Origin of the sequence: Chryseobacterium sp. (assembly GCF_008014695.1) — a bacterium.
Taxonomy (GTDB): Bacteria; Bacteroidota; Bacteroidia; order Flavobacteriales; family Weeksellaceae; genus Kaistella.
The window spans coordinates 324,447-336,417 of record NZ_VOXE01000002.1 but is presented as its reverse complement, the minus strand read 5'-3'; the positions used below and the strand labels follow the sequence as shown (position 1 = coordinate 336,417).

The following is an 11,971-nucleotide window of genomic DNA, read 5'->3' as shown; positions in this document are numbered from 1 at the left end:
CGCGAATATCATTTATTCAATCCTTAATTTTATTCATCTTTCTTCGACGGCACGAGGAAAACATCCATCAACCCTTCGGGCAGAGACATTTTTAAAAATTTTTCTTCGCGGTTGAGTTCGAGAATCCAGTCTCTGATAATGGGAATAACGATCTGCTTGCCCGCGAGATCAAGCACAAAATAATGTTGGCCGGTCTGATCATTTATGGAGACAATATTTCCGCAGGATTTACCGTCTTCTTCGCGGATTTCGAAGCCTACGACTTCGTGGTAATAGAATTTGTTGCCGGTGAGCACCGGAAGTGTTGAAAGCGGCAGATACACGTCTTTGCCGAGAGACTGGTCAACCAATGCTTCTGTAGAATTTTTAAAAGAGATGATGAGCGTTTCGCCTTTGCTCCACGCCTGTTTTGCAATAAAGAAAGGAACGAGCATTCCGTTGATGTCCACGAATACAGAGTCCAGTTTGGTATACATTTCCGGCTGGTCGGTATCCAGTTTCAGGAATACATTTCCGTGAAGGCCGTGTCGGCGTGTAATTTTTCCTAAAAAGTAACAATCTTCTTTTTTCATCAGTCTTTATTTTAATAATAAGCCGGAGTGTCAAACAATCAAATATTCATTATTATACCGGCGTTCAGGCGTTTCATCCTGCAAATATAAACGGTTTTAAAATAACAGAGACGCCAATTTTGGCGTCTCTGTATAATATTTTGCGAATTTTACAGCACTGATTAAGCTTTAGCTTCGTCAGAACCTTCAGTTTCTGCATCTGTTTTAGGGGCAACAACTTCTGCAATTTTCTCAGTAACGTTGGTTACTGTTTCTTTTACAGCGTCTACAGCACCTGCAACTGCTGCCGCAGCACCGCCTAATGTTTCAGCAACATTTTCAGCAACTGTTTTTTCAGCTTCAGGAGTTTCTTCTGCTTCAGCAACCGGAGCGTTTGCAGCTTCTTCAGCCGCTTTTTCTTCAGCTAATTTCGCATCTGCCGCTGCTTTTTCTTCAGCAACTTTAGCGTCAGCTTTCGCTTTCGCATCAGCTTCAATTTTCGCCGCAGCATCAATTCTCGCCTGGTTTACTTTTGTTTCAGCATCGAAAGCTGCTTTTTTAGCATCTTTCTGAGCTTTGGTCAAAGAATCTTTTTTGTTTTCAACCGCTTTTTCTTTCTCTTCTACCCAAGCTGCAAATTTAGCATCTGCATCTTCGCTGGAGAAAGCACCTTTAGCAACACCACCTTGAAGGTGTTTTTTGTACAAAACTCCTTTGTAAGAAAGAATTGCTCTTGCAGTATCGGTAGGCTGAGCACCGTCGTTCAACCATTTTACTGCAGCATCCACATCCAGTTCAATAACTGCGGGATTTGTTACAGGGTTGTAGGTTCCGATTTTTTCGATAAATCTACCATCTCTTCTTGCTCTGGCATCGGCTACTACAATGTGAAAGAAAGGTTTCCCCTTTTTTCCGTGTCTTTGTAATCTAATTTTTACTGACATATAATTTTTGTTTTGTGGGAACTCGTCCCGTTAATTATTAAGGGTGCAAAGATAGGAAAATAATTCAACCGCAGATACTGCAATGTGATAATTTTTCTTCGATGTTTATTTCTAAAACGCTAATGATCAATCTTCATTCTTTTTCATTCCAAGATAAAACAGGCCGTAGCATTTCTGGTTCTCTTCCAGTCCTAAAAATCGGTCCAGATGCTTCATCATACCTGGGGTGCTCCAATAACAGCCAACATTGTTTGCGGTGCAGGTCAGGTACATATTCTGCACTGCCATTGCAGTGGCAGCGACTTCTTCCCATTCTGGAAGAAGACCGCTGAAATTCACAGAAATGGTGATAACAGCATTTGCTTTTGAAATCTTGGCGGCAATATCAAAATATTTTTTTTCCAGAAAAACTTCCGGGGGTGTTGTTTCTTTGTAAATCTGAGCCAACTGTTCACCCAGTTCTGTTTTTTCCAATCCTTTAAAAACTCGTAAACGCCATGGTTTTGTCTTTTTGTGATTGGGAGCAAAATGGGCGGAGCTTGTGATTTCTTCCAGAACTGGCTGCGGAATCTCGTCGCTGGTATAATCTTTCGGGAAAGTGCTTTTCCGGCTTTGGATGATGTGTTTTAAAATTTCTGCCTGATTCATCCTGCAAAAGTAAGAAGTTTTGGCCAAGGATTTTGATTTTGAAAGAAGGAAACCGACTGATTATAAACTTCTACAAAAATTCTTTTCGGCGCTCGCTTCGCTCGCGCCATCAAAAAACAGCCTCAATTTTCTGATGAATGTTGTTGAGTGTAAACTCATCACCCACCCTTTTGCCTCTCATGGTTTTGGCCATCGGACTTTCCTCGGAGATCGCGTAAAAACGGTCTCCTTCGTAAAAAAACTCGCCTAATGAAACTGAAATATAAAATCTGGCTTTATTTGTAATAACTACCGATCCCAGCTTCACCGTTTCCGAACTTGAGTTCAGCACTTTCTGCATCTGACGCTGCATATTTTTCAAAGAAAACATCTGTTTATCGAGATGATAGATTTCACTCTGAATTTCCTCGCGGATGGAGTCGTATTTGGTCGTTTTTTTGATATCCCTGCTTGCTTCAAGGGTGAAGTTCAGGTAAAATTCCAGGGTTTTTACTTTACCGGAAATCATTTCCTTTACGAAATTACGCAAGTCATTTTTATTGTAAAGTGCCTTCTGCATGAGCATTCTGAGTATGTTCGAGGTTTTCTTGAATGTAAGGTTCAGGTTTTTTGCCGTTCAAATAGCATAGACCTGATTCATCTAAACAAAAAACGTGCACATTTATTTTAAAGGCCTAAACGTCCGTAACGGAAAAACTTCCCAGAACAAGCATCAGTACAGCAATTTGCCGTAAAACGATTCACCAGCAATCATTTACCGGAATTTCAGCAAAAAAACCGGGCTGAAGCCCGGCGCAGATGATTATAATATCTTATTTTTCAGAAATTTCCTTCAGTTTATTTAAACCGTCGCCATAGGATTTATCCATTTGACCGGTCATAAAAAATCCCATTAGATTCATCGGATAATCCAGTTCGCAATCCATGTCCCACGTCACTTTTGTAGTGTTTCCCTGCGGAGTCAGGATCAGGTCTGAAGTGGCATCACTTTCAAAAGGTTCCTTAAAGAGCATTTTGGCGGACTGTTTTTGGTTTGGGATCAAAGCCGTAATAATGTGGCAGCCTTTTCCTACTTCATCATTTCCTTCCCAGCAGTACTGGTCGCCGACTTGTCCTGAAGTTCCCGAATATTCCAGTTTCATGTTCGGGTCCATTTTCATCCATGGATTCCACTGATTGAATCCTCTCATTGAATTTACATTTTGCCATACTTTTTCAACCGGGGCATTAATTACAATTGATTTTTCGAAATGGTAGGCTTTACCGATTGCAAACATGGCAATGACAAGGACTAACACTACCGCAAGCAGAATTTTTAAAAAGGTTTTCATAATCGTTTTTTTTGTTAATAGTTCACGTAAAGATAAAATTTATTTTTGACTAAATTTGCGGGGATCAACATAAAAAATTACCGAAAATCAACTCAGATATGCAAAATCCGTTATTACAGTCTTTCGATACTCCGCATCACTCCGCACCATTCAATGAAATTAAAGAAGAACATTTTTTACCCGCTTTTCAGGAACTGGTGAAAATTTCCGAAAAAGAAATCGATGAAATTGCAACAAACCCCGCCGCACCGACTTTTGAAAACGTTATTGAAGCCCTTGCCTATTCCGGCGAAAAGCTGGATGTGGTTTCGGGAATTTTCTTCAATCTGAATTCCGCTGAAACCAATGATGAGATCCAGAAAATTGCCCAGGAAGTTTCCCCGCTTTTAACCGAATTTTCTGCAAAAATTTCTCAGAATACAAAACTATTTGAAAAGATCAAAAAAGTATATGACGAGCAGGATAAATATGAACTCAGCGGCGAACAGCAAATGCTCCTTACGGAAATTTACAAGGGTTTTGTGAGAAGCGGTGCCCTCCTCAATGATTCCGAGAAAGAAAAATTCATGCACATCAGCATTGAACTTTCAAAAAAATCGCTGCAGTTTGGCGAAAATGTACTGGCAGAAACGAACAGTTATTTCAAACATATCACCGATGAAAAGGATCTGGCCGGAATCCCGGAACCTATCCTTCAGCAATACCGCGAAGAAGCAAAAGAACGGAATTTGGACGGTTTTGTCGTGACTTTACAGTACCCGAGTTTCATTCCCTTCATGACATATGCCGAAAACCGGGACATGAGGAAAGAACTCGCGTTAGCCAACGGAAAAAAATCCTTCAACAATAATGAATTCGACAATCAGAATCTGATTAAGGAAATCATCATGTTGAAACAGGAAAAAGCACAGCTTCTGGGCTATAAAAACTTTGCCGATTATGTTCTTGAGGAAAGAATGGCGAAATCTCCGGAGCAGGTAACCGCTTTTCTCAACGAAATGCTTGAAAAAGCAAAACCTTTTGCAGAGAAAGAAATCGAGGAACTGAAAAGCCTCGCAAAAGCCGACGGCATTGAAGAAATGCACAGTTACGACCATACATTTTATGCCGAAAAACTCCGCAAACAGAAATTTGATATTGATGATGAAGAACTGAAACCTTATTTCCAGCTCGAGAAAGTTCAGGAAGCGGTTTTCGGGCTCGCCAAAAAACTTTTCGGACTGGATTTTGTGGAAACTTCAGAAATTCAGAAATATCACGAAGAAGTAAAAACCTATGAAATTTTTGAAAACGGCACCTTTAAAGCGCTTCTTTATGCCGATTATTTCCCGAGAAAAGGCAAAAGAGCCGGCGCATGGATGACGAGTTTTAAAAATCAGTACAAAAAGAACGGCGAAAATTTCCGTCCGCATATTTCTGTGGTCTGTAATTTCTCAAAACCCACTTCTGATGCACCAAGTCTGCTGACTTTTCAGGAAGTCACGACACTTTTTCATGAATTTGGACACGCATTACACGGTGTTCTGGCCGACACTACTTATCCGAATCTTTCCGGAACTTCCGTGAAATGGGATTTTGTGGAACTTCCATCCCAGTTCCTGGAAAATTTCTGCTACGAAACGGAATTCCTGAAAACGTTTGCACGACACTACAAAACCGGCGAGATCCTTCCGGACGAAAAAATTCAGAAAATATCCGATTCTAAGAATTTTATGGAAGGTTACCAGACTTTAAGACAGCTCGGTTTCGGAAAACTGGATATGGCCTATCACACCAATTCCGACAAAGTGGGCGACATCAAAACCTTCGAGGCCGAAGAGACAAAGGCAACAAACCTTTACCCTTCCAATCCTGAAACAGCAATGAGCACAAGTTTTTCTCATATTTTCCAAGGCGGATATTCGGCTGGATATTATTCCTATAAATGGGCGGAAGTTCTGGATGCGGATGCTTTTCAGTATTTCAAGGAAAACGGAATTTTCAATCCTGAAATCGCTGCGAAATATAAAATTCTGCTTTCATCCGGCGGAACAAAAGATCCGATGGAACTGTACAAAGATTTCAGAGGAAGTGAGCCGAAAGTGGAAAGTTTATTGAAACGGGCTTTCGGATAAAATTACAAAAGCTTACAGATTAATCTGCGTCAGTTGCAAATTTGATGGAAATTTTCACAGATATGCAGTTGACGCAGATTTTTTATTTGAATATCTGTTTTTTTACGAGTTCAGCTCGTGCCTTTGCCAGCATTGGAATGGAAATCATTCCCATCACAATCATGATTACCAACTGCATGGTGTGGGAAATAAAAGCATAGGAAAGACCAACTTCCCCACCTTCTTCAGGATTTTTTCCCATGGAGAGAAATAAGGCCATAATGCCCAATTTCAGTGCAAAATGAAACGCACCGATTCCGCCGGAAGCAGGAACCATCATGCCCAAAGTTCCGACGACGATGATGAAAAAACCGTCCGCAAAAGTGAATGCGGAAGTTTCCGGAAGTGCAAAACAAACGAGGTAAGCCGCCAGATAATAGGAAATCCAGATGCCTAAAGACAATAAGATGAATTTTACTTTCTGTTTCAGTTTAAAAATAGAAGTCAGTCCATGGAAAATGCCTTTTGCAAAACCCAATGCTTTTTGATAAAGCGGAAATTTCTTCAGTCTTTTTCTCATCACTAAAAACAAAACCCCGAGTAAAACAAAAGCACCCAAGATGAAATATAAATTATTGTTCGGTTGTGGCGCTGCATTTCGCTCTTTCTCTTTTGTAACATAGTCATAAAAAGCAAGAATCGCGTCATATTTAAAGATCAGCGTCAGGATTAAAAAACCGCCCATACACACCAAATCAACAACTCTTTCGAGAATAATGGTTCCAAAAGATTTCTCGACCGGAACATTTTCTACGCCGAAAAGTGCGGTAGATCGCGCCAGTTCACCGCTTCTGGGAATGGTGAGATTCATCAGATAACCAAAAGAAATCGTCCAGAAAGCATTTGAAGTTGAAATTTTATAGCCCATAGGCTCAAGCAGAAGATTCCAGCGCAATGCCCGGAACCAGTACGCCAGAATTCCAAAAACTGAGGCGGCAAAAACCCAAAAATAATTGGCTTTCGCAAAATATCCTGCAATTTTGCTGAATTCCATGCCTTTCAACGCAAACCACATGAAAAGGGCTGCCACTGCAAGAGAAAGCGCTACGGTTATAAATGCCTTGAAAGGATTTTTTTTTGTGTTCTCTTCCAAACCGGAAATTTGTGGAATTAAGTAAGCAGGTTCGTTTTTTCGTCGGGAAAAATGATTTTGGGCTGGAATGTTGCCGCTTCCTCCGGCGTCATCTGCGCATAGGAAATAACGATGATGATGTCGCCTTTCTGCACACGCCTTGCAGCCGGTCCGTTGAGACAGATTTCTCCGGATTTCCGCTTCCCTTTTATCGCATACGTGTCAAAACGTTCACCGTTATTGACATTTACAATATATACCCTTTCGCCAACGATAATTCCCGAAGCTTCAAGAAGATCCTCATCAATGGTAATGCTGCCGATATAATTAAGATCAGACTGAGTTACCCTGACCCTGTGAATTTTAGATTTAAAAACTTCAATTAACATGAAGCAAATTTATTAATAATTATTTGATTAAAAGAACAAAAATGGGTTTCGGTCAACTGCGTCAAATCTTTTGGAATAAATTCAATACAACTATATTTTTGCTGAAGATTCTATAATTCATCCGCATGATGTATTAAAAAATCCAATAAAATTTAGGATTTGATAATTTACAAAAACAGGATAAGATTTTACATAAAAACCAATATTAATGCACAATTGGCACAATTCTAGTTTGCGCTAAGGCTAATGAATTGGGCAAAATGCTATTGTCAAATTTTGATGTTAATAGAAGGAAAAATACTTTTTTTATTAAATTTTTCAAAAAAATTTGCACAATATGAAAAAAGTTTTATATTTGCTTTAATTACAAAACTAACCTTAATATCAATATTATGAACAAGTCAGAATTAATCGACGCAATCGCTAAAGATGCAAGTATCACAAAAGTTGCTGCAAAAGCCGCTCTTGAATCATTTATGTCTAACGTAATGGAAACTTTGAAACAAAAAGACGGAAAAGTTTCTTTGGTTGGATTCGGAACTTTCTCGGTTGCTGAAAGAGCTGCAAGACAAGGAATTAACCCTGCAACTAAAAAGCCGATCAAAATTGCCGCTAAAAAAGTTGCGAAGTTCAAGGCAGGTGCTGATTTATCAGGAGCTGTAATGGGCGGAAAGAAAAAATAATCTGTTAACCACACAGAATACAGATCCCGGAAGTAAATTTCCGGGATTTTTTTATGGGGCCAGGCGGGAAATTTTCCAGTCAAAGTCTTCCTTCAGTTCATAAATGATGCGGTCATGAAGTCTGTTGGGCCTTCCCTGCCAGAATTCTATTTCATAAGGGCGCGCTATATAACCACCCCAGTTTTTGGGTCTCGGTACTTCCCTGTTTTCAAATTCCTTTTCAAGATTTTTCAGCTTTTCTTCCAGAAAATTCCGGTCAGGGATTACCTGGCTCTGTGGAGAAACCGCTGCCCCGAGTTGGCTTCCTTTAGGACGGGAATAAAAATAACCGTCGCTTAAATTTTCAGGAATTTTTTCCAGCACCGCTTTAATGATGATCTGCCTTTCCAAAACAGGCCAAAAGAAATGGAGACAGGCTTTTGGGTTTTTCATAAGCGCTTTACCTTTTCTGCTGTCGTAATTGGTATAAAAGATAAAACCTTCGAAAGTGAAACTTTTCAGAAGTACCATTCTTGTGCGGGGGCAGCCGTCGTCTTCCAGCGTTGAGACCGCCATAGCATTGGCTTCAGACACAGAAGGGTCTTCCTGAGCCTCCAGAAACCAGTTGCGGAACTGCTCAAGTGGATTTTCTTTTATTTGATTTTCAAGAAGTTGTGATTTATCATAGATTTTTCGATTTTCGTGCAGGTTTTCCATGATTTTTTTTATTACTTTTGATTAAAGGTTTTATTTGACCTGACCATTCAGATGACTCATTCTTACAAAGGTAAAATATTAATTTCCACTCCGGATATTGCTGGCGATATTTTTTCACGTTCGGTGGTGTTGGTGGTAAATCATGATGAGAACGGTGCTTTCGGACTGATCCTGAACAAAAAGAACGAAGCAATGAGCGAGGATCTTCTTGAAGTCTTCGGTTTCAATGTTGATGTTTATGACGGCGGCCCCGTGGAAAATGAGAAGATTTTCTTCATCAACAAAGGAGAGAAAATAACAGAAGATTATTCAGAGATAACTGATGAGTTCTACCTGACGGAAGATCTCCAAAATGTGGTTACAGCCATCATCGAAAAGAGAAAAGATGTGAGTGAAATCAAGGTGTTTTACGGATATACCGGTTGGTCGCCAATGCAGCTCGACAATGAAGTAAGCAGAAAACTCTGGACTGTTGTAGATGTCTACAACCTTGATTATACGTCAGCGACTGACGAGCGTTTGTGGAAGAGCATTATGCAGAATCTGGGCGGCGAGTACCTGTTGTGGGCGAATGCGCCGGATGATATTTCGATGAATTAAAACTTTAACAAAACTTTAGCACAATACGGTATATGGAAGACCAACAAACTCCGTTATTGTCCTAGTATTAAGAACTAAAACCCGGTCAATGACTATAAAAAAATGGTTGTTTATCGGGTTTGTCAATTCCCGTCGAAACTTTCCTGCCATAAATTAAGAATTTTGGTAAACCGGATCTTCCCAAAGGTTTTATTTCGGATTTTAGAAACTGATTTGATTCCTTTCATATCCGAGACCATTAAAATTTCTTCCGCTTTTTGGGACTCAAACGCAATGATTTCAGCTTCCACGATTTCAGCCAGACCTTTTTTATGGATAAAAGTCACGAGGTTCTCCATTAAAGGGGAAATATAGGCCCCTTCTGTCTGTTTCGGAATTTTAATTATGTTGCCTTCCAGAAAGAGCAGGTTGCCGTCAATCGACCTGGCGATTCTTTTGTTAGGATTCAGAAAAATCACATCATCCAGATCATTTTCCGCAGCATAAATCCCCGCATAAATATTTTCAGGTGAGTGGACATACAGGCTGCTCAACAGATTAGTGTTGACACTGATTTCCTTAATCAGATCGATTTCAATATCTTCCGATACAGAAAGAATATCATTCACCGCCTCACTTTCAAAATGATATAAGACATCAGACTGTGAAAGGATCCGACCGTCGTTTTGGCGGTACACCATCATTCGTATAATGACATTTTGCAATCCGTTTCTTTCTGTTTCCACGTTCAGAAGGTTCTGGAAAAACTCCAAAGTATAAGTTAAGGGAATGTTCATCCTCATCTTGCGCATGGAAGCCATGAGGAAGAAATAACATTCTTCCGCAAGGATGAGTTGTCCGTTTCTCACAAAAAAAGAAACCCAGACCGCATCGCCGTAAAGAAATGCGCGGTTTCGGAAATCGATGCTGTCGGTATTCATTTTCAGATTTTTTCAAAAAAAAATAATGAACGGAAAATCCGTTCATCATGATATTTTTCGGGTGGGGATCTTTATGTCGCCCCTAATTTTATTCTCAGATTCTCAATCAGATTCTCCCAGTAGAGTTGGTTTTCGTCTTCATCGCCCTCTTCACAGAAATCGGTAACATTCAGAGACAGATCATCGGTAATATCATCAATCACGATCGTCATTTCAAAGAAATTTTTGGTTCCTTCATCCTCTTCCCAGCGGAAACGCACAAAACTTTCCGGCTTATACCGGATTAAAGTAGCCTTTTCTTCCGGCCCTCCGTTCCAACTGAAGAAAAAATCGTCTCCTTTTTCCAGCACCTCATCGGCGAACCATTCCGAAAGTCCTTCCGCACTCGCCATATATTCATATAAAATCTCTGACTGACAGTGCATTGCAAATTCATACTGCACTTTCTTTTTCGCCATATTGCTCCCTTTTAATGTGTCGCAATATATAAATTAATTTCTTAAGTATGCAAAAGATTTGGGTGAAAAAAAGCTGCTAAATATCAGGAGCATAGTGTTTTGTTTCTGTTACTTGCGAAGACCCGCTCTCACTGCTCGCTTGCGGGAGTCGGCCCCCTGCGGGGGCCGACTCCCGCAAGCTCAGACAGGCCGTTCGATCGGGGCTAAAATTACGTGCTTCTTCCCTTCAGAACTTTTTTATTCCCCGTTCAGAACATTCAGAATAATGGCACATCCTTCGCGGATTTCTGCTTTGCTCAAAGTCAGGGGCGGCGAAATTCTCATATATTCATTGCGGTACAGCTGCCAAAAAACAATGAGGCCCTTTTCCATACATCTCTTAGCAACATTTAAAGTATATTCAGGAGTTCCAAGGTTCACGGCCAGCATCAAACCTTTACCGTTGATGTTTTTAATCTTCGGATGCACCAAAAGTTCGCGGAAAAGTTTTTCCTTTTCCTCAATTTCATCCATCAATGAGCTGTCCAGAACTTCTTTCAGTGTGGCATGACTGGCCGCTGCAATCAATGGATTTCCTCCAAAGGTTGTAATATGTCCGAGTTTCGGGGAATGCGAAAGTGTTTCCATAATTTTACGCGAACTCATAAATGCTCCCACAGGAACGCCGCCGCCCATACCTTTTCCCATAACAAGAATATCAGGGACAATGCCAAAGTGCTCGAAGGCAAAAAGTTTTCCGGTACGTCCGAAACCGGGCTGTATCTCATCAAGAATAAGAAGAGCGCCAACTTCTTCGCACCGTTTTTTAAGTCTTTTCAGATAATCATGTTCCGGCATCAGAAAACCTGCGGCTCCCTGAATGGTTTCCAGAATGACACAGGCGGTTTTCTCCGTAATCCTTTGCAGATCTTTTTCTTCATTAAAACCAATGAATGTTATTAATGGAAGCAAAGGCCTAAATTCGCGTTTGTGGTATTCATTCCCGGAAACGGATAGTGCACCATGCGTGTTTCCGTGATAGGAATTTTTAAATGACACGATCTCTTCCCTTCCCGTATATCTTTTTGCCAGCTTCAGGCTGCCGTCAATGGCCTCCGCACCAGAATTCACGAGATAGGTAACTTCCAGCGGATCAGGCGTCGCTTCTGCAAGAAGGCGACAGAGTTTCACAGGCATTTCCTGGGCATATTCGCCATACACCATTACATGCAGGTATTTTTCGGCCTGGGTTTTAATCGCTTCTACAATTCTCGGATGGGAATGCCCTAAAGTATTGGCGGAAACGCCTGCAACAAAATCCAGATATTTTCTGCCGTCGGTTCCGTAAATATAGCTTCCTTCTGCTTTTTCCACTTCAAATCCCGCAGCGAACTGTGTGGTCTGCGCCTGGTAGGTAAAGAAATCATTTTGCATGGTGCAAAAATAAGATTTTCTCTTCGCAAATAACGCAAAATACGGTTAGTTCCATCCGGCTCCCTCCTTTTTGGGAACTTTTTATAAAGAAAATAACCTGTTATTAAGCTGAT

The 11,971-nt window shown here is 40.6% G+C and carries 13 protein-coding genes and 1 pseudogene; 3 read left to right on the top strand and 11 right to left on the bottom strand.

Annotated elements, in window-relative coordinates; all coding sequences use genetic code 11:
- Window positions 1–29: 29 nt before the first annotated feature.
- From rimM to FUA25_RS06010, 5 genes and pseudogenes are all read right to left on the bottom strand, one after another.
- Window positions 30–572: a ribosome maturation factor RimM gene (rimM, locus tag FUA25_RS06030; protein WP_147756001.1), complete on the bottom strand. Its 543-nt coding sequence runs from the start codon at window positions 570–572 to the stop codon at window positions 30–32.
- A 335-nt stretch (window positions 573–907) separates the two neighbouring features.
- Window positions 908–1,495 (bottom strand): annotated as a pseudogene (locus FUA25_RS06025) (30S ribosomal protein S16); the annotation flags it as partial.
- Window positions 1,496–1,621: 126 nt separating this feature from the next.
- The gene (locus FUA25_RS06020; protein WP_147755999.1) at window positions 1,622–2,143 is read right to left on the bottom strand and encodes a nitroreductase; all 522 of its coding nucleotides are present in this window, start codon (window positions 2,141–2,143) and stop codon (window positions 1,622–1,624) included.
- Between the two features lie 109 nt (window positions 2,144–2,252).
- Complete coding sequence (locus tag FUA25_RS06015; RefSeq protein WP_147755998.1) at window positions 2,253–2,702, bottom strand: GreA/GreB family elongation factor; 450 nt, start codon at window positions 2,700–2,702, stop codon at window positions 2,253–2,255.
- A gap of 253 nt (window positions 2,703–2,955) precedes the next feature.
- Window positions 2,956–3,474, bottom strand: a complete 519-nt coding sequence (locus FUA25_RS06010) for an SRPBCC family protein (RefSeq protein WP_147755997.1) — start codon at window positions 3,472–3,474, stop codon at window positions 2,956–2,958.
- Window positions 3,475–3,572: 98 nt separating this feature from the next.
- On the opposite strand from FUA25_RS06010, the gene FUA25_RS06005 reads away from it, so the two are divergent.
- Window positions 3,573–5,588 (top strand): M3 family metallopeptidase, encoded by a 2,016-nt coding sequence (locus FUA25_RS06005; RefSeq protein ID WP_147755996.1) that lies wholly within the window; start codon window positions 3,573–3,575, stop codon window positions 5,586–5,588.
- An 82-nt stretch (window positions 5,589–5,670) separates the two neighbouring features.
- On the opposite strand, the gene FUA25_RS06000 is transcribed toward FUA25_RS06005, so the two are convergent.
- Window positions 5,671–6,720 (bottom strand): lysylphosphatidylglycerol synthase transmembrane domain-containing protein, encoded by a 1,050-nt coding sequence (locus FUA25_RS06000; RefSeq protein WP_147755995.1) that lies wholly within the window; start codon window positions 6,718–6,720, stop codon window positions 5,671–5,673.
- Between the two features lie 17 nt (window positions 6,721–6,737).
- A complete protein-coding gene (gene panD, locus FUA25_RS05995; RefSeq protein WP_147755994.1) occupies window positions 6,738–7,088 on the bottom strand; it encodes an aspartate 1-decarboxylase in 351 nt (116 codons plus the stop codon).
- A gap of 392 nt (window positions 7,089–7,480) precedes the next feature.
- Between panD and FUA25_RS05990 the strand changes: the two genes are divergently transcribed.
- Entirely contained in the window at window positions 7,481–7,771 is a 291-nt protein-coding gene (locus tag FUA25_RS05990; RefSeq protein WP_147755993.1) for an HU family DNA-binding protein, read from the top strand.
- 51 nt (window positions 7,772–7,822) lie between these two features.
- On the opposite strand, the gene pdxH is transcribed toward FUA25_RS05990, so the two are convergent.
- Window positions 7,823–8,467: a pyridoxamine 5'-phosphate oxidase gene (pdxH, locus tag FUA25_RS05985; protein ID WP_147755992.1), complete on the bottom strand. Its 645-nt coding sequence runs from the start codon at window positions 8,465–8,467 to the stop codon at window positions 7,823–7,825.
- Window positions 8,468–8,518: 51 nt separating this feature from the next.
- Between pdxH and FUA25_RS05980 the strand changes: the two genes are divergently transcribed.
- Complete coding sequence (locus tag FUA25_RS05980; RefSeq protein ID WP_147755991.1) at window positions 8,519–9,067, top strand: YqgE/AlgH family protein; 549 nt, start codon at window positions 8,519–8,521, stop codon at window positions 9,065–9,067.
- Window positions 9,068–9,189: 122 nt separating this feature from the next.
- Here the strand turns inward: FUA25_RS05980 and FUA25_RS05975 are convergent, their stop codons facing one another.
- The 3 genes from FUA25_RS05975 to FUA25_RS05965 all read right to left on the bottom strand — a co-directional run bounded on the left by FUA25_RS05975 (window position 9,190) and on the right by FUA25_RS05965 (window position 11,858).
- Window positions 9,190–9,987: an aminotransferase class IV gene (locus FUA25_RS05975; RefSeq protein ID WP_147755990.1), complete on the bottom strand. Its 798-nt coding sequence runs from the start codon at window positions 9,985–9,987 to the stop codon at window positions 9,190–9,192.
- 71 nt (window positions 9,988–10,058) lie between these two features.
- Entirely contained in the window at window positions 10,059–10,445 is a 387-nt protein-coding gene (locus FUA25_RS05970) for an START-like domain-containing protein (protein WP_147755989.1), read from the bottom strand.
- A 237-nt stretch (window positions 10,446–10,682) separates the two neighbouring features.
- Window positions 10,683–11,858 (bottom strand): aspartate aminotransferase family protein, encoded by a 1,176-nt coding sequence (locus tag FUA25_RS05965; RefSeq protein ID WP_147755988.1) that lies wholly within the window; start codon window positions 11,856–11,858, stop codon window positions 10,683–10,685.
- Window positions 11,859–11,971 lie beyond the last annotated feature (113 nt).